22 protein-coding genes are annotated in these 25836 nt (G+C 62.0%); 11 read left to right on the top strand and 11 right to left on the bottom strand.

Annotated elements, in window-relative coordinates; genetic code table 11:
• Positions 1–53 precede the first annotated feature (53 nt).
• On the bottom strand, positions 54–1706 hold the full coding sequence (locus ACWHXD_RS16820) for a cyclic peptide export ABC transporter (RefSeq protein ID WP_138761567.1): 1653 nt from the start codon (positions 1704–1706) through the stop codon (positions 54–56).
• Between the two features lie 202 nt (positions 1707–1908).
• Here ACWHXD_RS16820 and ACWHXD_RS16815 point away from each other — a divergent pair, with 202 nt between their 5' ends.
• A complete protein-coding gene (locus ACWHXD_RS16815) occupies positions 1909–2736 on the top strand; it encodes a formyl transferase (RefSeq protein ID WP_044274493.1) in 828 nt (275 codons plus the stop codon).
• A 109-nt stretch (positions 2737–2845) separates the two neighbouring features.
• Here the strand turns inward: ACWHXD_RS16815 and pvdO are convergent, their stop codons facing one another.
• Genes pvdO through pvdM form a run of 3 tightly spaced genes read right to left on the bottom strand, consistent with a single transcriptional unit; the run spans position 2846 to position 6384 of the window.
• Complete coding sequence (pvdO, locus tag ACWHXD_RS16810) at positions 2846–3718, bottom strand: dihydropyoverdine dehydrogenase (RefSeq protein WP_138761566.1); 873 nt, start codon at positions 3716–3718, stop codon at positions 2846–2848.
• A gap of 29 nt (positions 3719–3747) precedes the next feature.
• Positions 3748–5016, bottom strand: coding sequence for a pyoverdine-tailoring periplasmic protein PvdN (gene pvdN, locus ACWHXD_RS16805; protein WP_138761565.1), 1269 nt, complete (start codon positions 5014–5016; stop codon positions 3748–3750).
• Between the two features lie 18 nt (positions 5017–5034).
• Positions 5035–6384, bottom strand: coding sequence for a pyoverdine-tailoring dipeptidase-like protein PvdM (pvdM, locus tag ACWHXD_RS16800; protein ID WP_032896796.1), 1350 nt, complete (start codon positions 6382–6384; stop codon positions 5035–5037).
• Between the two features lie 142 nt (positions 6385–6526).
• Here pvdM and pvdP point away from each other — a divergent pair, with 142 nt between their 5' ends.
• Positions 6527–8155, top strand: a complete 1629-nt coding sequence (gene pvdP, locus ACWHXD_RS16795) for a pyoverdine maturation tyrosinase PvdP (protein WP_138761564.1) — start codon at positions 6527–6529, stop codon at positions 8153–8155.
• A 9-nt stretch (positions 8156–8164) separates the two neighbouring features.
• Here pvdP and ACWHXD_RS16790 read toward each other — a convergent pair whose 3' ends face one another.
• On the bottom strand, positions 8165–8707 hold the full coding sequence (locus ACWHXD_RS16790) for a thioesterase family protein (RefSeq protein ID WP_032896798.1): 543 nt from the start codon (positions 8705–8707) through the stop codon (positions 8165–8167).
• Positions 8708–8816: 109 nt separating this feature from the next.
• Here ACWHXD_RS16790 and ACWHXD_RS16785 point away from each other — a divergent pair, with 109 nt between their 5' ends.
• A complete protein-coding gene (locus ACWHXD_RS16785) occupies positions 8817–9773 on the top strand; it encodes a GlxA family transcriptional regulator (protein WP_138761563.1) in 957 nt (318 codons plus the stop codon).
• A 580-nt stretch (positions 9774–10353) separates the two neighbouring features.
• Here ACWHXD_RS16785 and ACWHXD_RS16780 read toward each other — a convergent pair.
• Complete coding sequence (locus tag ACWHXD_RS16780) at positions 10354–10779, bottom strand: hypothetical protein (protein WP_138761561.1); 426 nt, start codon at positions 10777–10779, stop codon at positions 10354–10356.
• Positions 10780–10924: 145 nt separating this feature from the next.
• Positions 10925–11647 carry a pirin family protein gene (locus ACWHXD_RS16775; RefSeq protein ID WP_138761560.1) on the bottom strand — a complete coding sequence of 241 codons (723 nt, stop codon included), beginning with the start codon at positions 11645–11647 and terminating at the stop codon, positions 10925–10927.
• Positions 11648–11828: 181 nt separating this feature from the next.
• Here ACWHXD_RS16775 and ACWHXD_RS16770 point away from each other — a divergent pair, with 181 nt between their 5' ends.
• Together ACWHXD_RS16770 and ACWHXD_RS16765 are read left to right on the top strand one after the other, a co-directional pair.
• Positions 11829–12779: a GlxA family transcriptional regulator gene (locus ACWHXD_RS16770; protein WP_138761559.1), complete on the top strand. Its 951-nt coding sequence runs from the start codon at positions 11829–11831 to the stop codon at positions 12777–12779.
• A gap of 150 nt (positions 12780–12929) precedes the next feature.
• On the top strand, positions 12930–14378 hold the full coding sequence (locus ACWHXD_RS16765) for an ATP-binding protein (protein ID WP_138761558.1): 1449 nt from the start codon (positions 12930–12932) through the stop codon (positions 14376–14378).
• Here ACWHXD_RS16765 and ACWHXD_RS16760 read toward each other — a convergent pair.
• Positions 14325–17087, bottom strand: a complete 2763-nt coding sequence (locus ACWHXD_RS16760) for an ATP-binding protein (RefSeq protein WP_499084272.1) — start codon at positions 17085–17087, stop codon at positions 14325–14327. The genes ACWHXD_RS16765 and ACWHXD_RS16760 overlap by 54 nt on opposite strands.
• 58 nt (positions 17088–17145) lie before the next feature.
• Positions 17146–17544: a helix-turn-helix domain-containing protein gene (locus ACWHXD_RS16755; protein WP_003191911.1), complete on the bottom strand. Its 399-nt coding sequence runs from the start codon at positions 17542–17544 to the stop codon at positions 17146–17148.
• A 205-nt stretch (positions 17545–17749) separates the two neighbouring features.
• Here ACWHXD_RS16755 and ACWHXD_RS16750 point away from each other — a divergent pair, with 205 nt between their 5' ends.
• The gene (locus ACWHXD_RS16750) at positions 17750–18697 is read left to right on the top strand and encodes a LysR family transcriptional regulator (protein WP_050499506.1); all 948 of its coding nucleotides are present in this window, start codon (positions 17750–17752) and stop codon (positions 18695–18697) included.
• 58 nt (positions 18698–18755) lie between these two features.
• Here ACWHXD_RS16750 and ACWHXD_RS16745 read toward each other — a convergent pair whose 3' ends face one another.
• A complete protein-coding gene (locus tag ACWHXD_RS16745) occupies positions 18756–19928 on the bottom strand; it encodes an aminotransferase-like domain-containing protein (RefSeq protein WP_032896804.1) in 1173 nt (390 codons plus the stop codon).
• 81 nt (positions 19929–20009) lie between these two features.
• Between ACWHXD_RS16745 and ACWHXD_RS16740 the strand changes: the two genes are divergently transcribed.
• From ACWHXD_RS16740 to ACWHXD_RS16720, 5 genes are all read left to right on the top strand, one after another.
• Positions 20010–20456 carry a MarR family winged helix-turn-helix transcriptional regulator gene (locus ACWHXD_RS16740; protein ID WP_032896805.1) on the top strand — a complete coding sequence of 149 codons (447 nt, stop codon included), beginning with the start codon at positions 20010–20012 and terminating at the stop codon, positions 20454–20456.
• A gap of 205 nt (positions 20457–20661) precedes the next feature.
• The gene (locus ACWHXD_RS16735) at positions 20662–21252 is read left to right on the top strand and encodes an antibiotic biosynthesis monooxygenase (protein ID WP_098951123.1); all 591 of its coding nucleotides are present in this window, start codon (positions 20662–20664) and stop codon (positions 21250–21252) included.
• The gene (locus ACWHXD_RS16730) at positions 21249–23087 is read left to right on the top strand and encodes an amidohydrolase (protein WP_138761556.1); all 1839 of its coding nucleotides are present in this window, start codon (positions 21249–21251) and stop codon (positions 23085–23087) included. Before ACWHXD_RS16735 ends, ACWHXD_RS16730 begins: the two co-directional genes overlap by 4 nt.
• 29 nt (positions 23088–23116) lie before the next feature.
• Positions 23117–23734 (top strand): isochorismate family cysteine hydrolase YcaC, encoded by a 618-nt coding sequence (ycaC, locus tag ACWHXD_RS16725; protein ID WP_003191905.1) that lies wholly within the window; start codon positions 23117–23119, stop codon positions 23732–23734.
• 196 nt (positions 23735–23930) lie between these two features.
• Positions 23931–24812: a LysR family transcriptional regulator gene (locus ACWHXD_RS16720; protein WP_032896810.1), complete on the top strand. Its 882-nt coding sequence runs from the start codon at positions 23931–23933 to the stop codon at positions 24810–24812.
• On the opposite strand, the gene ACWHXD_RS16715 is transcribed toward ACWHXD_RS16720, so the two are convergent.
• Complete coding sequence (locus ACWHXD_RS16715; protein ID WP_138761555.1) at positions 24799–25836, bottom strand: AraC family transcriptional regulator; 1038 nt, start codon at positions 25834–25836, stop codon at positions 24799–24801. The two genes, ACWHXD_RS16720 and ACWHXD_RS16715, sit on opposite strands and share 14 nt — an antisense overlap.

Genomic DNA, 25836 nt, shown 5'->3' with positions numbered 1-25836 from the left:
GTTCTCATTAACTTTAATGGGACGTTCCTCCTTCAGTAAACCGGAAAAAAAATTCAAGCGGGTTCCATTTCAGGCACCACCTTGCCCGCGCGTAGACGCACCAGTTGGTCGGCGATATCGAAATAGCGATCGTCGTGGCTGATGACGATGATGGTCTTGCCCAAGCGCTTGAGATCCGGCAACAGCTCTGTGTAGAAGATTCGCCGGAAAGCCGGATCCTGGTCTGCAGCCCACTCATCGAACACCAGTACCGGACGCTCTTCCAGCCAGGCATTGACCAAGGCGAGACGTTTGCGTTGCCCTGTGGACAGGTCGGTGGTGCTGAATGAGCCGTCCTTGATGGTCACTTTGTGCGCAATCTCCAGGCGTTCCAGGTATTGGGCCGCACTGTCCATCGATTGCTGCCCGCCGCCCTGAACTAGGTCGTCAAACAAGTAATAGTCGGCGAACACTGTTGTAAACAACTGGCGGTAATCGTCGCGGGTAGGAGCGATCACTGCCTCGCCGTTAAGGTGGATCTCGCCCGACTGCGGTTGATAAAGCCCCAGTAGCAGCTTGATTAGCGTCGTTTTACCGCAGCCGTTCTCGCCGACGATAAACACGATATCGCCTTGCTTGATGCTCAGGTTGACAGGTCCCAGGTGGAACGGCTCGCTGCCTTCCACGGGGGGAGGGCTGTAGCTTACGTCGCGCAGTTCCAGGCTGTGGACCACCGGTTTTGGTGCTTCGCTGTCTTCGAGCAGCAAATGCGGCTCGGGCGACGAAAAGCGGTCGGACAATTCAGCGATGCGCGAGAACGCGATCTGCGCGCGGCTGACGATCGGTAAGGCGGTGACCACGTGTTCAAGCGGTCCCTTCATATACAGCAGTACCAGCACAAAGCCGGTAATCACAGCCGGGTCGGGGTTTGGGTTATACGCCTGGAACGCCAGCGCCAAGCCGATGACCACGAAGAACAGCATGGAGCCGAAGGTCTTGGCCACAATGAAGATGTTCACCGAGCGAACCTGGATATCGCTGATGCGATCAGCGGTAGCCTGGATTCGATGGGTATTCATCCGGTAGCGGCGAGGCCTGTGAATGCGCAACTCCTTCGCGCCAGAGGCGATTGCGGTGTAGTAGCGTTGCAGCTCATCTTCCTGGTCGCGAGCTGCTTCAAAACCCTTGATCCCAGCAGAGCGTGCGACGTACTGCACGGACGTGCCGATTAAAATCGCCACGATCATCATCAGGAACATCGGCACCGACAGGTACGCCAGGTATCCCAGGCAGCCCAAAGTCACCGTACTGGCGATGGCCAGCGGGGTGAAAGAAAAGGAGAAATCACTGATGGTGTCGACGTCGTGAGTCAGCACCGGAATCAGTTTGTGGGTGCGGTAGCGTTCGATTTGTTCGATAGGTGCTGACAGCACCTTTTCTCCCAGCTCCTTGCGCAGTGCGGCGATGATGCGTTGGCCGACGTAGTTGGTGCCGATATCTGAGACGATCGAGCTGACCAGGGCAAGCGCACACAGCGCAGCGAAGGTCAGAATCACACCTTGCGTCATGCCGGTAGACGAATGCAGCGCAGTGTTAATCGTCGCCAGCAGCAAGGTAATGGCCAGGCCACCCGCCATGCCAAGGGCGACGGAGACCGTCACGATGGTACGAAAGGGCCTGAGCAATGCGAGCAAACCTTTGAAGGCGCCGCGCTTGGGGTCGGTCATAAATACTTCCCGGAAAGTGAAAAAGAGGGGGCTGGGCACACAGACCCTTACCCATGACAAACGAAGCTGTGCCGTGACTATTTAGCGCGGCGTGCCGGGCGGTGGCCGTGGGCGATAAATTGCCCGGGGCCTGGTTCGTTCTTGTTCTGTAGGCGCACGTGCATCAATGCCGTGCGTGGCCCTTTGAGCGAGAGCGAAACACATGACGAAAAAGAACCTGGTGTATGTCTGGTCCCTGAGAAATGCCGCCGCCGACAAGGCGGGGCAGCCGGTGGCCTATAAAGACCACGAGCGCTATATGAAATCGGTGCTGGAGTTTCTGGTGGGCTCGCTCAACGACACGCCGCTGGGCGAGGCTTACAACCTGGTGGGCGTGGTGTATGACGACGATGAGCAAAACCCGCGTGACCAGCAGTTGGTGGCGGACTATGGCTTTGCTTACCAGCCGGGGCGTCAGTGGCTGTATCCGGCGGATTTACGTGTGCAGGGCACGTTGGTCAATGACCTGCTGCTGAGCGTGCCGTCAACCTATCGTCGCCTGCCACGGGGCAGCGCCGAGCATGTCGCCGGCAAGCAGGATTTCGAGCGTCGCCTGCATGACACTTTGGTGGAGTTGAAGGCTGACATCGTGGTGCTGGATGGTTTGCTGGTGATCCTCGACGAACTGGTGCGCCCAGGTGCGCCGTTTGCGCGGCGCATCATGAACATTCATCCGGGCATCACCCGCCTCGAGTCGCCGTACGAACGCCGTGGGGCGTACGCCACTTGGAATGCGCTGTACGGCGCACGTGGGCAGGCAATCACCGACTGGGCGAGCAAAGCGACGCAGGCGTGCGAGCCGTTGTATTGGACCGGTGCGTCATTCCACTACGTGGATAACGGCATCGATTCGGGAGAGGTGTTCCACGACGTGCTCAAGACCGAGATTTCGCCTGAGGACACCATCCTTGAGCTGCGCTGGAACAACTTCAACAACAGCCTGTTCCCGGCGCTGCATGAAGGCTTGGAGCTGTTGGCCAAACAAGGCTGAACCCTGTAGGAGCGAGCTTGCTCGCGAAAAACGTCAACGATTACTTGCGCTTCCTGAATAAGCGCGGCGTCTGTGAGTTTTTCGCGAGCAAGCTCGCTCCTACAAGGTTTTACAGCTCGCGCACGACCCGAAAGCCGATCCAATCCCCGCGCGTCTGCGGGTAGATGTTGTTGCGATTGCCCGAGCGTGAAAACACCGGCGCCTCGCCCCAGTCATTGCCGCGAATCTGGTAGGCCTTGCAGTTGGGCTCAACCCAGGCACTGCCATCCGTCGGCGCGCCGACGTAGTTCGGATGCTCGCAATCAGCCACCCGCTCATACACGTTGCCGTGCATGTCATACATGCCAAAGGCATTCGGTGGGTAGCTGCCCACGGGCGACGAATAGCTGTAGCCGTCCGCCGGGCCGTAGGTGTTGGCGTGTTGGGCGATGCTGTAGCCCTTGCCTTCGTCGAACGGGAAGGGGAACGGGCCGCTGGTGCCGGCGCGGGCGGCGTATTCACGCTGGGCTTCGCTGACCATGTCGTACTTATGCCCGGTTTTCTTCGACAACCAGCTCACGTACTGCTTGATGTCGTCCATGTCCATGCACACCGCCGGCTGACGTGGCCCCTGGGGGTAACGCGGCTTGCTGGCGATGCATTCGCGGCCGGGGCGGTCGTCGCCATTGGCAATCTTGACTCCGGTCTGGCGCACGTAGCTGTCCCATTCGCCGGCGGTGATATGGAAGCGGCTCATGGCGAACGGTTTGGCGAAGGTCACCTCATGCATCGGGCCTTCGTCGGGCTCGCGGCCCACTTCGTCTTCGGGCGTGCCCATGGTGAAGGTGCCGGCGGGCAGCACCACCATTTCCGGGCAGTCCTTGCAGTCTTTGAACACCTTGCCAGGTTGTGGGGTAGCGGCCTGGGCCAGGCCGGGTAGCAAGGCGCCGCACAGGGCGGTGAGTGCCAGTGCGGTGAGGGGTTTGAGTTGGGATGGAATCATGGAGGCATCTCGTTCAAAGGGAAAAGGGGTCATAACCGCTGGCTCAGCAGGGCCATGAAGCGCTGGATCTCATCGGAGTTGTTAAGCAGGCCCGGTGAGGTGCGAATCACCGGGCCAACGTCACGGTCCACCGCGTCCACCACCACGCGGTTTTTCATCAGGTAGGCCGCGACGGCATCGCTGTCCTGGTCCTTGACCCGGAAAAAGGTGAAACCCGCTGACAGCTCGGGGCTGCGCGGCGTGACCAGTTCGATCTGCGGGTGGGCCAGCAGTTGGTCCTTGAATTCGGTGTTGAGGGCATGGATACGCGCTTGCACCGGCGCCTTGCCCAGTTGCAGGTGCAACTTGAAGGCTTCATCGGCGGCCCAGCGATGTTCGAAGGCGTGGTAGCCACCGGGCGTCATGGTCGTGGCGAAGTCCTTGTCTTCGGAGAAGGTCGGAATCATCGGTGTGACGTATTTGTTTTCGGTCTCGCGGGCGCACACCAGGCCGGTGCCGCGCGGGCCGAACATCCACTTGTGGGTGCCGGCGATGAAGAAGTCGCACTGCATGCTCGGGAAGTCGAGGTCTTCCACGCCGAAGCCGTGCACGCCATCAACGATATAGAGCAGGCGATCTGGCTCGTCACGGTTGCGGTTGTGTTCGTCCACCAGCTTGCCGATCTCACCGATGGGCAATTTCACGCCGCTGCCGGACTGCACCCAGGTCATGCCCAGCACGCGAGTGTTGGGGCGAATATTGCGCTGGATATTGCCCAGCACCTCGTCGGCCGAGACCTGATGGGCGTTGTTGAACAGGCGTATTTTACGTACCTGGGTCCGCTCCTTGCGCACCCTGAAATCCAGGCTGAACGCGGTGGCGTAGTGTTCATGCACCGTGGTGAGGATTTCCTGGTCGGCGCGCACCTTGATCCCGCCATAGATCATCGCCAGCCCTTCGGATGTGCTGCCGGTGAGGGCGATCTGCGCCGGTTTGGCGTTCAGGTAACGGCCGGCCCACTCGCGCACCTGGCCTTCACGCTTCCAGGTTTCCTGCAGGTCCCAGTCCATGGCCAGGCCAGGGTTGCGGTCGATCTGCTGGCGGTAGCGCTCGATGGCCTCGCGCACAGGCCTTGGGTGCGAGGCCACCAGGAAGTTGGAAAAGTGCAGGTAGCTCGGGTCCTGGTTGAACAGCTGTTTCAATCCCGTCCATGGGTCGTTCGTAACGGCGGCCACTGCCTGAGGCAGCAACGCGGTGCCCAGCGGCAGGCTCGCGGCAAAGACGCCGGCCTGCTTGAGAAATGTACGGCGGTCGGTCATGGACTTACTTCATGGTAGTTAGCGATTGGCCAATGGCTTGGCGGCTTTTTGGACCTGCTCCCACACCCGCAGGAAGTTGCCTCCCCACAGCTTGGCGATATCGGCCTCGGAGTAGCCGCGCTGGATCAGTTCGGCAGTGACGTTGCGCACCTCGCCGACGTTCTCCCAGCCCTGGAGGCCGCCGCCGTCGTTGAAGTCCGAGGCAATGCCGACATGATCGATGCCGATCTTGCGCACGGTGTAGTCGATGGCATCGCCCAGATCCTTGAGGGTGGCCTTGGGTTCTTCCTCGAGAATGCCGTACAGCGCGCTGGCGTATTGGCCGAAACGTTGCTCGGGCCAGGCGGCAATGATTGCATCGCCGGGCATCAAGGCCATGGCCAGGTTGGGCAGTGGCGGCAGGTCGAAGCGTGCGCGCAGGACGTTGAGCTTGTCCTGGGTCGGCTGGCTCAAGGGGCGCAGGTAGGCGGGGAAGCCCACCACTTGCACCACGCCGCCGCTGTTCTTGATCAGTTGCAGTTCCTTGTCACTGAGGTTACGCGGGATGTCCACCGACGCCCGTGGCGCCGAGTGGGACGCCACCATCGGCGTGCGGCTCAACTGCGCGACCTGTTCCAGGGCCTTGGTCGACATCTGCGACACGTCGATGATCACCCCCAGGTCATTGAGGCGATGCACCGCTTGCTGGCCGATAGGCGACAAGCCCTCAAGGGCGTCGGTGGAGTCATTGAAAAACGGCAGCGGGCGCGAGGAGTCGGACCAGGCATTATTGCCGATGTAGCTGAAGCCGAACATGCGCATGCCGCGTGCGGCCCACAGGTCCAGCTGGTTCAGGTCATTGCCCAGGGGGTAGGCGTTGAGCATGCTGATAAAGATCGCGAACTTGCCTTCGCCGTGCAGGCGGCGCATATCGTCCGGGGTGTAGGCAATGCCCACCTGGTTGGGAAAGTCACGCACCATGCCGGAGATGATCTTGTAGCGCACCTCCTGCTCGTGGCGGGCCTCCTCGACAAAACCGTCGGTGGGCTTGTGCGGGGCGTTGGCGCCGTTCCAGATTTCCGGCCAGCCGAAGATCGTCAGCGCGGCGCCCGACAATCGCCCGCGGGCGGCCTTGGCCAGGTCGAACTGGCCGCTGCCATCCTTGTCGGCCTCATTGCCCGCCGTGCCGAAATCCAGGGGCAGGGTGATGTGGCTGTCGAATGACAACAGGCGATCCTGCATTTCATTGGCCTGCTTGATCACCTCCAGCGGGTAGCCGGCGTTGCCCTTGAACCACTGATCCCAGACCAGCAAGCCCGCCCCGGCGCCGATAGCCAGGGCCAGCGGCAGGCCGATATACAGCGCCTTTTTCGAACGTGATTTTGTCATTGCCATCTCAGTCAGTTGAGGCCTTTGCTATCAGGGAGGAACGAGCGATGGCGGGGGAAATTTAGGTGGCGGGGGCAGGGCGGTAAATTTCGTCGGGCTGCAAACGTTCTAGCTCTGATCAAGCCGTTTCCTAAGGTAGCCAATGACAATCTCTCGACGTGGGTTCATCGCAGGCCTGGCGCTGACTGGTGCAGCCGTGCCCGCGGCTTTTTATGCCCATCGCGAGTTGACACGGGAAGAAGCGTTTCCCATCACCCCCGGCGAAGCCACGGTCGACCTCGCTGACACCCAGGGCCAGCACCTGGCGAACACCCTGCGGGGCGTTTGGAGCCTGCGCCTGGAAGGCCGCGATGCCGGCCTTGCGGGCCTGCCGCTGCAAGGGCTGGAGTTGCTGCTGGACATCGCCCCCCGTGGCCGTGGCCTGCGCGGTTACCTGGATACCGCCGAGCAATTGCGCGCCGACGGCGAGCCGCGCTACCGCGTCTTGGGCGACCTACTGACGGGCGAGGGCGCCGTGCTCTATTGGCGCTTGATCGACCGTGATTCAGCCGGCGACGTGCCGGCCTATGAATTCAAGATGACCCTGGATGAAGTCTGGGCCGATTTCGGCAATGCCGGCAGCGCCACCCTCAGCGGGCACATCCTCGACCTTGAGCGGCCCCTGGCGTTGACCGAACGCGACAACCGTTTTATCGCCCACAAACAACTGTTCCCCGAAGCCCGCCAGCGCATCGGCCTCAACCCGACCTTGCTGGCCTGGCTGATTTCTCCCGAGCACCGCCTGTTTCACCAACTGTGGCACGCCACCCGCGACCAGTGGCACAAGCTCTCCGAAGAAAAACGCGAAGCTCTGCGCGGCATCGGCTGGCAGCCCGGGCCCCGTGGCCAGGAGCGCGACGCCCGCGGCAAGCGCAAAGACCGCAATGGCTCGGGCATCGACTTTTTCTTCATGCACCGCCACATGCTCGGCACCGCACGCTCCATGCAGGACTTGCCGTCCTGGCCGCAATTCCCCGAGCCGCAACCGCCGTTGGAGCGCGATCGCCTGGGCTTTGTGCGCTACTTCGACAATCACGACGGTTTCGCGCTGCCGCCCTGTTGGTCGGCGCCGGATGACGCCGACTACACCCAGTGGGTCAGCGATATCAAGGCGGCCGAGACCTACCACAGCAACTTCCAGGTGTGGGAATCCCAGTACCGCGATCCGCGCTACCTGGCCAAGTTGAGCCTGGGCCAACTGGGCTCGGAAATGGAACTGGGCCTGCACGATTGGCTGCATATGCGCTGGGCCTCGGTGCCCCGCGACCCGTCCAACGGCGCCCCGGTACCCTTCGCCCGTGACCCCGCAGACTTTGCCGCACGTTGGTATGCGCCGGAGAACGACTTTTTGGGCGACCCGTTTTCATCCCATGTAAACCCGGTGTTCTGGCATTTCCACGGCTGGATCGATGACCGCATTGAAGACTGGTTTCGTGCCCACGAGCGCTTCAACCCAGGCGAGGTGAGCCGACTGGAAGTCAACGGCGTGGCCTGGTTCGCGCCAGGCCGCTGGGTCGAAATAGGCGACCCGTGGCTGGGCCCGGACACCCACGGCTGCAGCACCACGCCGGGGCTGCAGCAGGGGCGCTCGATGGAAATGGATCCGGAGATCATGAAGCTGGCCCTGCGCATTACCTTCGGTGCCGATGAAGAGCTGCTCAAGGGCCTGTTCAAACGTGTACCGCAGCGGCCATGGTATGCGCGGCATTTGAAGCTCAAACGCGAGGCTTAGCCGGGGTTTTTAAACCTGCTCTTCCTCGCGCAATTGCGCACTCATCTCATCGCAACTGCGTGCCCAGTCGCACAACCATTGCGGCATCGGCGGTGAAGTGTCGTCCAAGCCCAGCTCGCGGATAAATTCAGCCGGGGGCAGGGTGCCCTTGGCGGAGCGAAACAGCCCGCGCATCACCACCACGCCGACCACCCGCCCATTGCTGACGAAGCGGTGCTCCATCAGGTTCCACTTGTGGTCCCAGCCGAGAATGCGGGTGTGCACGTCGAATGCCTCGAACAGCTTCAATTCCCGACGGAACTTGCCCCAGGTATCGCCAACTATCGGCATAGCCTTGTGACGCAGCGCCACGCGAAAAGCGCCCGTGCGCAGCACAAAATCCATGCGTGCCACATCGGCCAGGGTGAAATACCGGCCATTGGTGACATGCCGGTTCAGGTCCAGGTCCAGCGGCCAGACGCGCATGCGCACCACCGTGGTGGCCAGGCCGTGAACCGGTTTGCGCCAGGGGCGGCGCAACAGCATGTGCAGTAATCGAAACCAGAGATTCATAAAGACGCCAGACAGTTGATCAATGGCCGCACTGTACGGGGGCGGAATCGGCTAAGGTAGATGCGTAAATGACTTATTACATGCGAAAAGTGCAAGCCGGAGTTTTTACATGCATGTCACCTTGCTCCTGGCGGATCAATGTTCCGCTGCCAGTGCCACCCTGGCCATGGAGATGCTCAGTGCGGCCAATCTGTTCGCTGACAGCCCGCCGTTTGAGGTGATGCTCGCGTCTATGGACGGCCAGCCGGTGACAGCATGGGGCGGGCAGCGCTTGCAGGTGCAGGGTTCACTGGCGCAGATCGCGCACACGGACCTGGTGCTGATTCCCGGGTTTCTCTTTACCCTCAAGGAGGCTATGCCGACGTTTGCTGCCTACGGCCGCTGGTTGCGTGAGCAGCATGGGCAGGGCGCCGTGTTGGCTTCCATGTGCACGGCGGCCTTCATGCTGGCCGAGACCGGCTTATTGCACGGCTTGCGTGCGACGACTCACTGGGCATTTGCCGGGTTCTTCCGGCGTCGATATGCCCAGGTCAGCCTGGATGAGGGGCAGATCCTTTGCGAAGACAATCGCCTGATCACGTGCGGGGGCGCTACGGCGGCGATGGACTTGATGCTGCACCTGATCCGCCGTTTCGGCTCGCCGGAGCTGGCTCATACCTGCGGCAAGTACTTGCTGATCGATGCCGGCCGCACCGAGCAGTCGGCCTACGCGATGTGGTCGCTGCCCAAGAGCCACGGTGATGCGCAGATCCTGCGTGTGCAGCATTGGTTGGAGCAGCACTTTGCGCAGTCATTGGTGATTGACGAGGTTGCCCAGCGCTTTGGCTTTGGGGTGCGTAATTTCAAGCGGCGCTTCAAGGAGGCCACGGGGTGTACGCCGATTGGTTATCTGCAGAGCCTGCGTCTGGAGCGTGCCAAGCAGATGCTTGAGTCGACACGGATGACGCTCGACAGCATTACGTATGCGGTGGGTTATGAGGACAGTAATTCGTTTAGGCGGTTGTTTCAGCAGCGGGTGGGGATGCTGCCGGCGGCGTATCGCAAGAAGTTTCTGACTGCCCCGTGATCCAACTGTGGGAGCCTGTCAGCCGACACCTATCTACCTGACACCCCACGATCCAGCTGTGGGAGCTGGCTTGCCTGCGATGACGGCCTGCCAGTCGACGCCTCTCTACCTGACACCCCACACTCCAACTGTGTGGGCTTGCTCGCGAAGGCGGCCTGACAGGCGACACAGTTGGATTGTGTACATATCCATTGCTGCGGTAACGGCCACTTAGGGTTCCGCCCTGACGGCGGCTCACTTTCGAAAAGCGCGAAAGTAAGCAAAGCGCTCTTGCCCCACCACTCGGCACCTCGCCTAGGCTCGGTGTGCCCGTAATCCGCCAGTGATTTGGGGGGCCGCCGCCACGCGCCATCCATGGCGCGGGGCGGCTAAACCGGCATCCCTGCCGGTTTACCCCCCAAATCCCTGGCGAATTCCGGCCAGCGTGGTTTGACGGGGCGCCTGAGATCAAAAGCAGATCAAGATCAAGAGCGGCTCGCTTCGCATCGTGGTTACGGGGGGGTAGTGTGATGTAGAAATTGAAGACGAAAAAAAACCGGCTGATCAGGCCGGTTTGGGGTGTCCCGCCAACAGTGCGGGGTTATACGTGGGTGCTCAGCAGGCGATCGGCACCACCTTCAGCCAGGCCACGTTCTTGCAGGCGATCCGCACCGCCTTCAGCCAGACCGCGTTCTTGCAAGCGATCCGCACCGCCTTCAGCCAGGCCACGTTCTTGCAGGCGATCGGCACCGCCTTCAGCCAGGCCACGTTCTTGCAGGCGATCAGCACCGCCTTCAGCCAGGCCACGTTCTTGCAAGCGATCCGCACCGCCTTCAGCCAGGCCGCGTTCCTGCAGGCGATCAGCACCACCTTCAGCCAAACCGCGTTCTTGCAGGCGATCCGCGCCACCTTCGGCAACGCGGGTTTCTATCAGGCGATCCGCACCGCCTTCAGCGACAACCGGGTGGGCAAAAGCGTTTGCAGCGAGTACCGAGAAAGCGAGGCTAAGCAAGAGTTGGCGTTTCATGATGGTGTGCTCCGAGTGTTTTAGTTGGGTGCCGTTTGGCATGGGTTTGATGTTACGCGTTGCATTTTTTAAGAGAACTTCATTGCGCTGATGGTGACTATCGACGCCAACGATGGTCCCGCTGGCGGGACCATCACTGCGGCCGTCATGGCATTTGCGGCAGTTCGTTGGGGCGCAGGTCAAACACCAGCACTTCGGCGTCTTCACCATGGCTCAGGCGGATCTGGCGTTCGTCCCGTACGCGTACACCGTCGCCTTCCTGCAAGCGCTGGCCGTTAAGTTCCACGCTGCCGCGCGCCACATGGATGTAGGCGTAGCGATCCGGTGCCAGTTCCAGGCGGGCACTTTCGTCACCGTCGAACAGGCCGGCATACACCCGTGCGTCCTGGCGCACTTTCAGCGAACCGTTGGCGCCCTCCGGCGAGATGATCAACTGCAATCGCCCACGTTTTTGCGCTTCAGTGAAATGCTCTTGCTGATAGCGCGGTTTGGCGCCGGCTTCGTTGGGCACGATCCAGATTTGCAGGAAGTGCACGCCATGACGCTGGCTATGGTTGAACTCGCTGTGGGCCACGCCGCTGCCGGCGCTCATCAGTTGCACATCGCCGGGGCGGATCACTGAGCCGGTGCCCAGGGTGTCCTTGTGTTCCAGCGCGCCTTCGAGCACGTAGGAGAAGATCTCCATGTCGCGGTGCGGGTGCTGGCCGAAGCCTTTGCCTGCGGCGACGCGGTCATCGTTGATCACCAGCAGGTCGGAAAAACCCTGCTCCTTGGGGTTCCAGTAGTTGGCGAAAGAGAAGGTGTGGAACGACTTCAACCAACCGTGATTGGCGGCGCCGCGTTCGGAAGCTTTGCGAAGGGTCAGCATGGTCCAGTCCTCAAGTGAGCGCGGGCTGCGAGATGCAGGGCGCTTGCGTTGAGAAGAAGGTTAATGGTTAACAAATGATTGATTAAGAAGATGAAAATAGAATAACTGTCGCTTTCAGGTTGACAGTTAAAGTCGTGCCATAATGCTCGCCGCACTCCTTTTCGATGGACATTTCCCGCTTATGAAAACCGTGGCCATGGCGCTGTTCCCGGACTTCCTGCTGCTCGACATGGCCGGGCCGCTGGAAGTGTTTTCGATTGCTAACCGCTACTTGCCGGCGGCCGATCACTACCAGATCCTGACCATCGGCACCGAGCCCGGCCCGTTGCGGGCGTCCAACGGCGTGAGCGTGCAGACCGATCTGCTGTTGGAACAGGCCCAGGCGGCCTATGACCTGCTGCTGGTGCCCGGCGGCCCCGGCGCCTATAACGAATGCCACCCCGCGTTGTTGCCTTGGCTCAAAGCGGCGGCGGCACGGGCTCGGCGTTTTGGCTCGATCTGCACCGGCGCTTTTGTGCTCGGCCACGCAGGCTTGCTCGACGGGCACCGCGTGACCACCCATTGGCACTACACCGAACGGTTGATCAAGGCGTTTCCCAACGCCATCGTCGAGACCGATCGCATCTATTTGCAGGACGGGCGCCTGATCACCTCTGGCGGCGTCACCGCAGGTATCGACCTGGCCCTGTCGGTCGTGGCCCAGGACCACGGCAAGCAAGTGGCGGTGGACGTGGCCAAGGTGCTGCTGGTGGTGATGAAACGCCAGGGCGGCCAGGCCCAGTTCAGCCCGATGACTGCTGCCGTGGCGCCGCAAGAGACCCCGATCACCCGTGTGCAGAACCACGTGCTGGCGCATCTGGATCAGCCCTTTACCATCGAGTCCATGGCCGAGCTGGCAGGCATGAGCGCGCGCCACTTTGCGCGGCTGTTCGCCAAGGACGTGCAGATGACGCCCATGGCTTTCCTGCAAGGCGCGCGTATCGACCGGGCCCGGCACCTGCTGGAAACCACCGACCTGCCGCTCAAGACCGTGGCCTTCCACGCAGGCTTTGGCAGCGTGCGGCATATGCGCTTTCTGTTCAGCGAAAAGCTCGGTTTGAACCCTACCCAATACCGACAACAGTTCAGTTAACGACAGCATGTCCGTCTCAGGCACCCGATTGTCCGTATCGCTCCCCGTGCCAGCATTGTCCTGTCATCGCCAACTGGCAAGATAGCGTCGAGCCCATGGAAAAAGGATGCGCAGGCACTCAAGCACGGGTGTTTCAGCGCTGTGACGGACATGCAAAATGCTACGGCGGTGAGCTTTGGCCCCTACACCTTTCATCGGCAGCAGCGCCTGGTCAGTAAGGCGGGCTGGCCGGTACCACTGGGCGGGCGAGCCTTGGATATTCTTGCGGTACTGCTCGAAGCCCCCGGGCACTTCATCAGCAAGGCGACCTTGATCGAGCGGGTGTGGCCCAACAGCGTCGTCGAAGAGAGCAACCTGCGCGTGCACATTGCCGCATTGCGTCGCGCCCTGGACGGCCAACGCTGGATCCTCAATCACCCCCAGCGCGGTTACTGCTTCGCTGCGCCTGCGCAGGACGCGCTGCCGACGCTGCTGCCTCAGCACAACCTGGCGGCGCGGCTGAGCCCGGTGTGGGGGCGCGATGAATTGGTGGGCGTGCTGGCGCGGCGTTTGGCCGTGCAGCGCTTGTTGACCCTCACCGGCGTGGCCGGCATTGGCAAGAGCACACTGGCCCTGGCTCTGGCCGAGCGGGCATTGCCGCGTTATCGCGACGGCGTATGGTGGCTCGACATGGCCGTTGTGCAAGCGCCGAGCGAACTGCTCGGCAGCCTCGCCAGGGTACTGCAGTTGCATTCGACGCCCGACAGTTTCAACGAACTGGGCCGGCGCCTGGCCTCGCGCCAGTTGCTGCTGGTACTCGACGGCACCGACCTGCTGCTGGGCGCGTGTCGACAGCTGCTGCGTGCGCTGCGCGCGACGGCGCCTGGCATCAGCGTGCTGATCACCAGTCGCGAAGCCTTGCTGGCCCCTGGCGAGTGGGTGGTACGCGTGCCTGGGCTGGCGGTGCCGTCGCCGTCGGCCAATGTCGAACAGGCGATGGCCTGTCCTGCGGTGCAGCTGTTCGTGGCGCGCGCGCGTGCCAATCAGCAGGGGTTTAATTTGCGGCCCCAGGATTTGGCGCCGCTGCGCGACCTGTGTCGGCGCCTGGACGGCCTGCCGCTGGCCCTGGAATTGGCGGCCGCCCAGGTGGATGCGTTGGGCATCGGCGGTGTGCAGATGCAAGTACGCACGGGCTTGCAAGTGCTGGCCCGAGGGCGGCGCACGGCGGTGGAGCGTCATCGCTCACTCACCGCGGCCCTGGATTGGAGCTACGAGCGCCTGAGCCTGCCGGAGTGCTGGCTGTTTCTGCAACTGAGCCTGTTCAAGATGGCGGTCACCTTACCCGGCCTGAGTGACATGGTGGCCGGTACCGAGCTTGAACATGCCGACCTGTCTTACCTGCTGGCACGCCTGGTCAACGTCTCGTTGCTGAGCGTCGAGCCCGGCCTGGGCCCAGCGCGCTATCGGCTGCTCAACTGTGTGCGCAGCTACGCTTTGGGGCAACTGCGCGACCCGCGTCAGGTCGAGCGTTTGCAGCAAGGCTACGCGCCTTGCCTGGGCGCGTTCTCAGGCCGGCCGTTTGTCCTGCAACTCGTCGAGCAGGCAGCGCACGCGCAGTAGATCTTGGGTGTCGAAGCCTTCGCTGAAGCGTGCATGGATTGAACCGAGCAAATCCCTGGCGAGCTGAATGCGCCCCTGCTGTTGCCACAATTGCGCCAGAGATTCGCCGCAGCGCAGCTCCCAGGCCAGGGCACCTTGCTGGTGCGCCAGGCCTAGCGCTTCCAGCAGCAGGGCTTCGGCGGCGTGCTCATCCTCTAGCTGCAAGGCGTACACCCGCAGAATCTCCGGGGCGCACCAGCCCGCCGCACCACTGCGCGCGCGCTCCAGGGTGGGCGCATCCACTGCATGGGTACCGAAGGTGATCAAGGTGTCTTGGATCAGGCCCAGGCCTTGCCAATCCGGGTGGCCAAGAATACCGGCGTAATGCCCGGCCCAGGTCTGGAACAACTGCACCGAATGCTGGTGCGACTGCTCCAGCAGCAGCCGTTGCAGGGCTTGGGCATCGTCTTCGGCGCCGTTGTAGCGGGCGATCACTATCCCAGCCAGGGCCAGGGTGTAGCAGATCGAGGTGCCGTGGTTGATCTGCAGCGCCAACTCCAATGCTTGGCTGGCGGTGCGCCAGGCGCGATCGGCAAAGCCTTGCAACCACAGGATTCGCGCCAGCACGGTCAAGGAGGCGACGCTCTGGTCGTATTGCACGCCAACCCCGAGGGCAAAGCGGTTCACGTGACCGCTTTGGGACATACGCTGCAGCACCTGCTCGGCGTGGTGCCGCGCAAGGGCCTGGTTACCGGTGTAATGCTGGCCCAGCGCACGCAGCCGCTGGGCGCTCAGGTCCAGCAACGGCTCGTTGCGTGGGTCGAGGCGTTCGAACTGCACACTCAGCTCCTGCGCTGGGCCGTAGCGCCCGGCACACAGGTTCACCGCCATCAGCCCGGAGACCGCGCGCAACTGGCCGGCACGATCCTGGCGCGCCTCGGCCAGGCGCGCGGCCCCCTCGAATGCTGCAATGGTCCGAGGCGCAGCGCCCATGGCGTGATAGGACAGGCTGCCCAGGGCCAATTGCAGTTGCAGGGTCAATTGGGTGCAAGGCGCGGTGACTTGATCGATCAGCGCCAGCGCCTGATCCACATAGCCGCCGTGCTCACGCAGCAACGACAGTTCTTGCCACAGGGGCATTGCGCTGACCGTCAGGCGGATAGCCAGCAACTGCGCACCGCTATCGGCAAAGCCCCAGTCGAGAGCGGCGCGCACGTCTTCGCGCAGCGGTGCATAGCGGTCGATCCACGGCTGCGTGGCGATCAAGTCCCAGTCGGCCTGGGCCTGTTCCATCAGCGCCAGGCAGCGTGCGGCATGGCGTTCTCGCGTGGCGGGCAACTCGCAGGCCTGGCTGAGCTTTTCCAGAGCATAGGTGCGGGTGATGTCCAGCAGGCGATAGACCATTTCGTCATCGCTGGCCTCCACATTCAACAACGACTTGGCCACCAGTTGCGTGATGGAGCCCAGCACTTCGGCGGGGGCCACTTGCTCCCCGGCGATCACCGCCGCTGCGCTGACCAGGCTAAAGCCGCCCCGGAAGACCGCCAGGCGGCGCAGGCAGATTTGTTCGCACTCGGTGAGCAGGTCAAAGCTCCAGTCGAGCGTGGCGCGCAGGGTCTGCTGGCGGGGCAGGGCAGTGCGTCGCCCGCGGGTCAGCAGGCGAAAGTTGTCTTCCATCTGCACCAACAGGCCCGGCAAGCCAAACCGTTCGATTTGCGCGGCCACCAGTTCGATGGCCAAGGGAATGCCGTCCAGGCGCTGGCAGATATCAATCGCCAGGGGCAGTTCAGCGTCGCTGAGGGCAAAGCTCTCCTGGTGGGACATGGCGCGCTCGATCAGCAATTGCATGGCCGGGTAACCCAGGGCCTGGGCGCGGTTGCCGGTGGCGGGCGGGCAGGCCAGCGGTTCAAGGCGCTGCACATATTCACCTTCGGCGCGCAGGGCTTCGCGGCTGGTGGTGAGGATGTGCAGGTGCGGTGCATGGCGCAGCAGGGTTTCACTGATCAGGGCGATGTCGTCGAGCAGGTGCTCGCAGTTGTCGATCACCAGCAGCATCTGGCGTGCCTGCAGGCTGCGAGCGAGGCTGGCCAGGGCCGTATTTTCGCCCGGTGTCAGGCCGAGCAGGGCGGCCAGGTTGGGCAGGATCATGGACGCTGCACTGAGCGGCGCCAGGTCCAGCAGGTGAATACCGTCGCGGTAATGCCCGATCAGCAATTCGGCGACGCGCAAGGCCACGGTAGTCTTGCCGATGCCACCGGCACCGGTCAGCGTGATGAAACGTTGCTGCGGCAGTTGTTGCACCAGGGCGTCGATCAGCGCTTGGCGGCCGATCATGCGTGTGCGGCGCAGGGGCAGGTTATGGCTGGGGCGTTGGGGCGCACCGTCGGTGGGCAGCGTCATGGGTTCGATGCTCAGTGGCGCAACAAAACTGTAGCCGCGCTGGGCGACCGTGACGATATAGCGCTGCCCGGCCTGGCCGTCACCCAGTGCCTTGCGCAACGCGGCCATGTGCACCCGCAGGTTGCCGTCTTCCACCACACTTTTGGGCCAGACCCGTGCGATCAACTCCTGTTTGCTCACCACATTGCCGGCGTGCTCCAGCAGGATCAGCAGAATGTCCACCGCCCGCCGCCCCAGGCGTAGCGGGCGACCGGCCTCCAGCACCAGGCGCTGGCGCGGGTGGATGCGATAGGGGCCGAAATGCACGGCCTGGTCGCTCAAGTCATTCATGGCTGCCCAGGTTCTGGAGGAAGAGAGCGGCCAGCATATTCCAGGTGCGCGCAGACCACTAGGCAGCGATCACATCAGGTTTGCTGCGCGAGTGGTGGTTTCGCCAGGTCATCGGGTTGACGCCTTCGCTGCGGGTGAACATATGACAAAAGTGTGCCTGGTCGCAAAAGCCGCATTCCAGGCTGATCTGCGTGAGGCTCAGGGACGAGCCGGTAATCAATTCCTTGGCGCGCTGGATGCGTTGCTGGCGAATCCATTCCTGGGGCGACAGCCCGGTGGTGCATTTGAAGGCGCGGGAAAAATGGCTGCGCGACAAGGCGCAGGCCTGGGCCAGGTCGGCGATCGCCAGGCTTTCGCCGAGGTTGGCAAGGATCAGTTGCTTGGCGATGCGCTCACGCCGGGGGCACAGGCCACCGGTGGCGGGCAACCGGGGGGCATATTGCTCGAGTCGGGCCATGACAAATATCCGCAGTCGATGGGAACGTTCCCGGTGGATGGGTGCAGTGTAGACGCGCTTCATCTTGTTGCCGGGCCGCCTGGCTGACGAGTTAATCGTTGTTAATTTCGCCAGGTGCGGTGCAGGAAAAGACAGCACAGCTATGCAATCCCTGGCGTGCAGGGCATGCTTCCCTGGCTCCCTGGAAAACGTTTGGATAGCGCCCATGAACCGCAACGATCTGCGCCGTGTCGATATGAACCTGCTGGTGATTTTCGAAGCCTTGATGTTCGAGAAAAACCTGACCCGGGTCGCCGAAAAGCTGTTTATCGGCCAACCGGCAGTGAGCGCCGCGTTGGGCCGTTTACGTGATTTGTTCGACGACCCGTTGCTGCTGCGCAACGGCCGGGCCATGGAACCCACCGCGCGTGCACTGGCGATACTCAAGGAGCTGCAACCGGCCATGGACACCATCTCGGGCGCCGTCAGCCGCGCCAAGGATTTCGACCCCTCCACCAGCTGCGCGGTGTTTCGCATCGGCCTGTCCGATGATGCGGAGTTCGGGCTATTTCCGTCGTTACTCAGCCGCCTGCGCGAAGAAGCGCCGGGCATCATCGTGGTGGTGCGCCGCGCCAATTACCTGTTGATGCCCTCGCTGCTGGCCAGCGGTGAAATTTCCGTGGGGGTCAGCTACACCACCGATTTGCCGGCCAATGCCAAGCGCAAGAAACTGCGCGATATCCCCTGCAAGGTCCTGCGCGGCGATGACGGCGAGGCGCCGCTGACCCTGGATGACTACTGCGCCAGGCCCCATGCGATGGTGTCGTTCTCCGGTGACCTGAGCGGCAATATCGACCTGGACCTGGCCCGCATCGGCCGCTCGCGCCGCGTGGTGCTGGCGGTGCCGCAGTTCAGCGGGTTACGGGCGTTGCTGGCGGGGACGCAGATTATCGCCACCGTGCCGGATTACGCCGCGTGCGCGTTGACCGAAGGCACACGTCTGCGCGCCGAGGACCCGCCGTTTGCGATTGATGCGGCGGAGCTGTCGATGGTGTGGAGCGGGGTGCATGACAACGACCCGGCGGAGCGGTGGCTGAGGGGCAGGATTGCGGAGCATATGGCGGGAGAGCTTCCTCCGGCGGCGGCCTGCCAGCCAACGCGCTCACAGCGCTAGAGTGCTCCAGCGAGCTGTGGGCTATCCATTACATTTTTATAAGGTGTAGACGATGCGGTTACGCGCGTTGTGTTTGCTCTTGCTGGGCATTGTGCACCACAGCGGCCAGGCGTTTGAGGCCTTCGTCCAGTCGTGCTGGATCGATGTGACTGAAGTTCAGCCGCAAATACCCTGGGTTATTGTCCGGATCTGGAAAGAATGGTTCGCCTGGCATGAACGCCACATCTGCTGCAAGCGCGGCCTTGAGCAGCGTGCGGGTATCCAGGGGCCGCTTTAAGGTCAGCCAGAAAAATAGCCCGCCCTGTGGCACATTCCAATCGGCCAGATCGGAAAAATGGGTTTCCAGTGCTATCTGAAAAGCGTTCCGCCGAAGCCGGTAGAAGTCCCGTAATTCAGCCAAGTGGTGCGCAAGGCGTTCTGTTCCGATCCATTGCAACGCTTGCCATTGACCCACGCGGTTGGTGTGCAGGTCGGCAGACTGTTTGAGCCGTAGCAAATGCGGGAATAGATCAGGGCTGGCAATCAGGTAACCGACCCGCAAACCAGGCAGCAGTGTTTTCGATACAGTACCGGTGTAAATCCAGCTGGCCTTTTTCAGGCGACCTACAATCGGCGTGGCACTGCCGCCGTCGAAAGTCAGGTCCCGGTAGGGTTCATCTTCGATCAGCGTCACACCGAATTCATCAAGCAAAGCCGCCACGGCGTCGCGTTTAGCCTCACTGTAGCGTACGGCAGATGGGTTTTGAAAAGTCGGGATCAAGTAGATAAATGCCGGCCGGTGTTTTTCCAGGCGAGAGCGCAGTGTCTCCAGGTTCGGGCCATCAGCCTCCAGCGGGACGGTGATGCAATCAGCACCGAAGAGCTGAAAAATCTGGAGCGCGGCCAAGTAGGTTGGCGCTTCGAGCAGAATCTCGGTGCCCTTGTCGAGATAGAGCTTTGCAGCCAGATCGAGAGTTTGCTGGGAACCACTGACGACCAGGACCTGACTTGTCTCGCATGGCACACCTAGCGCTCGCGCTTGAGTGGCCAAACTTTCACGCAAAGCTGGCTCACCTTCACTCGTACCATACTGGCCCATCGAGACGGGCATCTGAGCCCAATCGACTTTTGGCAACATGACCTCAGCCGGAAGACCTCCCGCGAACGACATCACTTCCGGACGCTGGGCAGCGGCAAGGATTTCACGGATCAAAGAACTTTTAAGGCGCGAAACACGTTCGGAAAAAGCCATGAAGGTCACCGCTGGAAAGGTTTATTAGAATTAGTCAAACTGCTTGACCGAAATTACGACGACTGGAAAGGATAAGTCAACATGCTTGACCTTAAAAATCGCGATTCCCAGCAGCAGGCCATGGAAGCGTTCTTCTTCGGCTACCGCGCCTTTACTGCCAAGGCCGACGGTATGCTTGAGCGCCGCGGCTTGAGTCGCGTGCACCAGCGCATTGTGTTTTTTATCTCTCGCTATCCGAACTTGAGCGTCAAGGAGTTGCTCGCATTGCTCGGAGTGACCAAGCAAGCGCTGAACACGCCACTGCGCCAGGTGATCGAAATGCGCCTGGTAAACAGTATCGAGTCGCAGAGCGACAAGCGTAAACGGTTGCTCGAACTGACCGATGCTGGGCTGCGTCTTGAACAGTCATTGCGTCGCGAGCAAGTGAAGTTACTGGAGCACGTGTTCGCCGAGGCCGGAGAGACGGCCGTGAATGGGTGGCTATCGGTAAACCTTGCACTGGGGAAAACCCAAATGCCAACCGAATAAAAATTCGCCCCGCGATCTGTCAGCCTGTTGGTAGGGCGCACGGGGGCACCGGCGGTACCGGGGGAGGCCGTTACTGTTTTGTTTTCAGGCCCTTGTGGCATGCCAGCGCTCACTGAAAGCCAAACAGCACATACATCCAATTCTCCCCACCGCTCAACGGGCCAGACTCTCCCCATCGTTCAATACCCCGGGGAAGCACTCAGCCATGGATTCAACCGTCAACACCAGCCCCGACGAAGTCGTCACCCTGGTCGTCAAGCACCGGGTCAAACCCGGCTTTGAAGTTGAGTACGAAGCCTGGCTGCGCCGCATCGTGCGCATCGCGGGCGAACGCCCTGGGCACCTGGGTGTTGACGTGGTGCGCAGCCAGCAAAACGGCATGGCGCTGTTCACTTGCGTACTGCGCTATAGCTCCACCAACGCCCTTGAGCTGTGGCTCGGCTCCCCGCAACGCCAGGCCCTGATCGATGAAGCCGCGCCCATGCTTGCGGACGGCGACCAGACCGAAATCGGCGCGGCCAATGAATTCTGGTTCGCGCCCCAGGCCGAGGGCGGTGCCAAGCCGCCGCGCTGGAAGCAGGCGGTGGTCAGCCTGTTTGTGATCCTGCCGCAGACCTTGCTGTTGCCGTTTATCTGGGGGCCGATCCTGCGATTGCACCCGTTTCTGTCCAATTACGTGGTCTCCACCTTCCTGGTCACCCTGACCATCGTGTTGCTGGTGGTGTACCTGCTGATGCCGGCGGCCACCCGCCTGTTCGCTCCCTGGCTTGAAGCCTCTGTAAAGGAAACCCTATGAACGCCGATCTGATTCTGTTCAATGGCCAGTTCCACACCGTGGACCGGGAAAACCCACGCGCCACCGCCGTGGCCATCCACCAAGGGCACTTTGTCGCCGTGGGGACCGACGGCGAAGCCATGGCCCTGCGCGGCAGCGGCACCCAGGTCATCGACCTCAAGGGCCGCACCGTGATTCCCGGCCTCAACGACTCGCACTTGCACCTGATTCGTGGCGGGTTGAACTACAACCTTGAACTGCGCTGGGAAGGCGTGCCGTCCCTGGCCGATGCCTTGCGCATGCTCAAGGACCAGGCCGACCGCACGCCCACGCCGCAATGGGTACGCGTGGTGGGCGGCTGGAACGAATTCCAGTTCGCTGAAAAGCGCATGCCCACCTTGGAAGAACTCAACCAGGCCGCCCCGGACACCCCGGTGTTCGTGCTGCACCTGTACGACCGCGCCTTGCTCAACCGCGCAGCCCTGCGGGTGGCGGGCTACACCAAGGACACGCCGAACCCGCCGGGCGGTGAGATCGTGCGCGACAGCAACGGCAACCCCACCGGCATGCTGGTGGCACGGCCTAACGCGATGATTTTGTACTCGACCTTGGCCAAAGGGCCGAAATTGCCTTTGGAATACCAGGTCAACTCCACCCGCCAGTTCATGCGTGAACTCAATCGGCTGGGCCTGACCAGTGCCATCGATGCCGGCGGCGGTTTCCAGAACTACCCCGATGACTACGCGGTGATCGAGCAACTGGCCAAGGACCAACAGTTGACGGTGCGCATCGCCTACAACCTGTTCACCCAGAAGCCCAAGGAAGAACTCAGCGACTTCAAGAACTGGACCGGCAGCGTCACCCTGCACCAGGGCGATGACTACCTGCGCCACAACGGTGCCGGCGAGATGCTGGTGTTCTCGGCGGCGGATTTCGAAGACTTCCTCGAACCCCGCCCGGACCTGCCGCTGACCATGGAGCAGGAGCTGGAACCGGTGGTACGCCATCTGGTGGAACAGCGCTGGCCGTTCCGTCTGCACGCCACTTACGACGAGTCCATCTCGCGCATGCTCGACGTGTTCGAGAAGGTCAACCGCGACATCCCGTTCAATGGCTTGCCGTGGTTCTTCGACCACGCCGAAACCATCACTCCGAAAAACATCGAGCGCGTGCGTGCCCTCGGTGGCGGTATTGCGATCCAGGATCGCATGGCGTTCCAGGGCGAATACTTTGTCGAGCGCTACGGCGCCAAGGCCGCCGAAGCCACGCCGCCGATCAAGCGCATGCTGGCCGAAGGCGTGCCGGTAGGGGCGGGCACCGATGCCACCCGCGTGTCGAGCTACAACCCCTGGACCTCGCTGTACTGGATGGTCAGCGGCCGTACCGTCGGCGGCCTGGAGCTGCACGCCGAGGGCTTGCCGCGCCTTACCGCGTTGGAGTTGTTCACCCACGGCAGCGCCTGGTTCTCGTCCGAGCAGGGCAAGAAAGGCCAGATCAAGGTCGGTCAACTGGCGGATGTCGCCGCGTTGTCGGCGGACTTTTTCAGTGTCGAGGAAGAAGCCATCAAGTGGATCGAGTCGGTGCTGACAGTGGTCGGCGGCAAGGTCGTGTACGGCGCTGGCGACTTCGAAGATTTCGCACCGCCACGGTTACCGGTGCTGCCCGACTGGTCGCCGGTGGCCAAGGTGCCAGGGCACTGGCGCCCGACGTCGCCGATGCAGGCCCAGGTTCACCAGTGCAGCGGCCCTTGTGGTGTGCATGCCCACAGCCATGAAAAAGCGCGCCTTTCCAGCGTGCCGGTCAGCGACTTCCAGGGTTTCTGGGGTGCGTTCGGCTGCTCCTGCTTTGCTTTTTGAAAAACACCCCATCCCCAAAGGAGTTACCCATGACTTACAAGCGCTTGAACAAAGACGATGCTGTTGTGCTGTTGGTTGATCACCAGACCGGCCTGATCTCCCTGGTGCAGGATTTCTCCCCCAACGAGTTCAAGAACAACGTATTGGCCCTGGCCGACGTGGCGAAGTTCTTCAACCTGCCGACCATCCTGACCACCAGCTTTGAAAGCGGCCCCAACGGCCCGCTGGTGCCTGAGCTCAAAGAACTGTTCCCCGACGCGCCGTACATCCCGCGCCCTGGCCAGATCAACGCATGGGACAACGAAGATTTCGTCAAGGCCGTCAAGGCCACCGGCCGCAAGCAGATCATCATTGCCGGTGTAGTGACCGACGTGTGCGTGGCGTTCCCGACCCTGTGTGCTCTTGACGAAGGCTTTGAGGTCTTCGTGGTCACCGATGCTTCCGGCACCTTCAACGAAACGGTGCAACAAGCCGCCTGGGCACGCATGACCGCCGCCGGTGCGCAACTGGTGAACTGGTTCTCCGTGGCTTGCGAGCTGCAAGTGGACTGGCGCAACGACATGGAAGGCCTGGCCAACCTGCTCTCGCCGCGCATTCCCAACTACCGCAACCTGATGAACAGCTACTCGGCGTTCGCTGCCAAGTAACCGGGTCTGTAAAACACCGCAAAACCCTGTGGGAGCTGGCTTGCCTGCGATAGCGGTGTATCAGTCAACAGCATTGCTGGCTGATGCACCGCTATCGCAGGCAAGCCAGCTCCCACATTTGATTGGGTTCACATTTGGTTTGTGGTGTGACCACTGACAGGCTATAAAACAGCCCATCGTCCCCTGAGAAGCGACAATGAACCCCTTCGAAGACATGCGCCTGTTCTGCCAGGTCATGGAATCCGGCAGTTTTACCGCCGCCGCCGAGCAATTGGGCTTGTCCAAGCAATTCGTCAGCCGCCGCCTGATCCAACTGGAAGAGCGCCTGGGCGTGCGCTTGCTCAACCGCTCCACACGGCGCCTGGACGTCACGCCGCTGGGCCAGAGTTACTACGAGTCGGCCTTGCGCCTGCTCGCAGAGGTGGAGCAGGTGGAGCAGGGCATCGCCGGCCAGAACAGCGAACCGCGCGGCACCATTCGCCTCAGTGCGCCCTTGTCGTTCGCCATGGCGCACCTGGGTTGCCTGCTGCCGTTGTTTTTGCGCCAGCATCCACAGGTTTGCGTTGAAGTCGACCTGAGCGACCGCCCGGTGGACTTGATCGGCGAGGGCTATGACCTGGTGCTGCGCATCGGCACCCTTGAGGACTCCACCCTGATCGCTCGGCGGATTGCCGCTATCGAGCGGGTATATTGCGCCAGCCCCGACTACCTGGCACTGCGGGGCACGCCATTGAAACCCGAAGATTTAACCACGCACGACTGCCTGCCTTACGGCCACGGCCGCCAGGTGCAATGGCGTTTCAAAGGCAAGGTGCAAGCCTTGAGCGTCAGCGGGCGCATGCGTGTCAATAACGGTGACCTGCTGCGCGATACCGCGATTGCCGGTTTGGGCGTTACCTATCTACCGACGTTCATTGTCAGCGAGGCCTTGAAGGACGGCCGTTTGGTCAAGGTATTGGAAGACTTCGCCCCTGAGGCCTTGACCCTGTCGGCGGTGTACCCGCAGCACCGCCAGAGTTCACGCCCGGTGCAAGCGCTGGTGGAGTTCCTGCGCGAACGCCTGGCTAGCGGCTGCTGAACAGTTGGCGGATCAGGTTGGGCGTGCTGCCCGTCCACCGCTTGAATGAGCGCCGAAAATTCGCCGCATCGTTGAAGTTCAGGTACGCCGCCACCTCTTCGTTACTCAAGCCCTTGGCCTGGTACAGGTGCAACGCCACATGCTTGCGCACCCGGTCGACCTGTTGCTGAAAACCCGTGTCGTGCCGTTGCAGCTTGCGCTTTAGCGTGGCCGGGCTCATGGCGAAGGTGTGCGCGGCCTGTTCCAGGCTCGGCGGCTGGCGCACGTGTTCGCGCAGGTAGCCGTAGAGGCAGTCCAGAAAGCTTGTGGCAAAGCCCAGTTGCTCGATTTGTTCAACGGCTTGCTGGCGCGCGACCTGGCCCGCCGTGGCCGAAGCACCCGGCCAGTTGTGGGTGAGGTATTCACGGGGGAGGCACATCATATCCAGCGGGCGTTCGAAGCGCGTGTGTTCGCCCAGATGCACCCAGTATTGCTCGACGTACTGGGGTTCGGCATGGCTGAAACTGCAGGCCCACGGCAAGCGCTGGCCGCTGAGCCATTGGCTCATGGCAACTAGCGAGGTCATGCTGGCTTCGAGCAGAAAGCGCCAGTGTTCGCCAGCGCCGCAACTGTCCAACCAATACAGGTAAGCGTGATGCTCATCCAACTCCAGTTGCAGCGTGACCAGCGGGCTGAGCAGCACTTGTTGCTGGACTAGGATATCCAGCGCCTGATGCAGGTTCTGTGCATGCCCCAGCGCATGGCTCGCGGCGCCGTAGTAGCCGGGCAGCAGGCGCTGGCCAAACAGGAAACTGCTGTCATCGGCATCCAGTAATTTGCGGCTGTTGCCGATCAAACCCAGGAACTGCTGCGGGCTCAACCGCGCGGTGCCGGCCAGGATGTCTTCGTGGAACAGGCCGGTGCCGCGCAGCAGGCGATGGCTGTCGATGTCCCGGGACAAGCCCAGGTCGATCAACGTGGCGGGTTGATAATGACCGGGGATGAAGCGGCTGTCGTTTTCATACCAGCTGGTTTTCACGGCCAT

The organism is Pseudomonas fjordensis (assembly GCF_976987115.1).
Note: the sequence above shows the minus strand (reverse complement) of the source record. Positions and strands in the feature narration are given on the sequence as shown.

What these genes read in the sequence shown, in the direction of transcription:
- ACWHXD_RS16730 (WP_138761556.1), top strand. Translation starts at nt 21,249, where the DNA reads ATGAACGCCGATCTGATTCTGTTCAATGGCCAGTTCCACACCGTGGAC.
- ACWHXD_RS16735 (WP_098951123.1), top strand. Translation starts at nt 20,662, where the DNA reads ATGGATTCAACCGTCAACACCAGCCCCGACGAAGTCGTCACCCTGGTC.
- ACWHXD_RS16765 (WP_138761558.1), top strand. Translation starts at nt 12,930, where the DNA reads ATGCAAAATGCTACGGCGGTGAGCTTTGGCCCCTACACCTTTCATCGG.
- ACWHXD_RS16790 (WP_032896798.1), bottom strand. Translation starts at nt 8,707, where the DNA reads ATGAATCTCTGGTTTCGATTACTGCACATGCTGTTGCGCCGCCCCTGG.
- ACWHXD_RS16715 (WP_138761555.1), bottom strand. Translation starts at nt 25,836, where the DNA reads ATGGCCGTGAAAACCAGCTGGTATGAAAACGACAGCCGCTTCATCCCC.
- ACWHXD_RS16745 (WP_032896804.1), bottom strand. Translation starts at nt 19,928, where the DNA reads ATGGCTTTTTCCGAACGTGTTTCGCGCCTTAAAAGTTCTTTGATCCGT.
- ACWHXD_RS16755 (WP_003191911.1), bottom strand. Translation starts at nt 17,544, where the DNA reads ATGGCCCGACTCGAGCAATATGCCCCCCGGTTGCCCGCCACCGGTGGC.
- pvdP (WP_138761564.1), top strand. Translation starts at nt 6,527, where the DNA reads ATGACAATCTCTCGACGTGGGTTCATCGCAGGCCTGGCGCTGACTGGT.
- ycaC (WP_003191905.1), top strand. Translation starts at nt 23,117, where the DNA reads ATGACTTACAAGCGCTTGAACAAAGACGATGCTGTTGTGCTGTTGGTT.
- ACWHXD_RS16760 (WP_499084272.1), bottom strand. Translation starts at nt 17,087, where the DNA reads ATGAATGACTTGAGCGACCAGGCCGTGCATTTCGGCCCCTATCGCATC.
- ACWHXD_RS16775 (WP_138761560.1), bottom strand. Translation starts at nt 11,647, where the DNA reads ATGCTGACCCTTCGCAAAGCTTCCGAACGCGGCGCCGCCAATCACGGT.
- ACWHXD_RS16820 (WP_138761567.1), bottom strand. Translation starts at nt 1,706, where the DNA reads ATGACCGACCCCAAGCGCGGCGCCTTCAAAGGTTTGCTCGCATTGCTC.
- ACWHXD_RS16815 (WP_044274493.1), top strand. Translation starts at nt 1,909, where the DNA reads ATGACGAAAAAGAACCTGGTGTATGTCTGGTCCCTGAGAAATGCCGCC.
- ACWHXD_RS16770 (WP_138761559.1), top strand. Translation starts at nt 11,829, where the DNA reads ATGAAAACCGTGGCCATGGCGCTGTTCCCGGACTTCCTGCTGCTCGAC.
- pvdM (WP_032896796.1), bottom strand. Translation starts at nt 6,384, where the DNA reads ATGACAAAATCACGTTCGAAAAAGGCGCTGTATATCGGCCTGCCGCTG.
- pvdN (WP_138761565.1), bottom strand. Translation starts at nt 5,016, where the DNA reads ATGACCGACCGCCGTACATTTCTCAAGCAGGCCGGCGTCTTTGCCGCG.
- ACWHXD_RS16785 (WP_138761563.1), top strand. Translation starts at nt 8,817, where the DNA reads ATGCATGTCACCTTGCTCCTGGCGGATCAATGTTCCGCTGCCAGTGCC.
- ACWHXD_RS16740 (WP_032896805.1), top strand. Translation starts at nt 20,010, where the DNA reads ATGCTTGACCTTAAAAATCGCGATTCCCAGCAGCAGGCCATGGAAGCG.
- ACWHXD_RS16720 (WP_032896810.1), top strand. Translation starts at nt 23,931, where the DNA reads ATGAACCCCTTCGAAGACATGCGCCTGTTCTGCCAGGTCATGGAATCC.
- ACWHXD_RS16750 (WP_050499506.1), top strand. Translation starts at nt 17,750, where the DNA reads ATGAACCGCAACGATCTGCGCCGTGTCGATATGAACCTGCTGGTGATT.
- pvdO (WP_138761566.1), bottom strand. Translation starts at nt 3,718, where the DNA reads ATGATTCCATCCCAACTCAAACCCCTCACCGCACTGGCACTCACCGCC.
- ACWHXD_RS16780 (WP_138761561.1), bottom strand. Translation starts at nt 10,779, where the DNA reads ATGAAACGCCAACTCTTGCTTAGCCTCGCTTTCTCGGTACTCGCTGCA.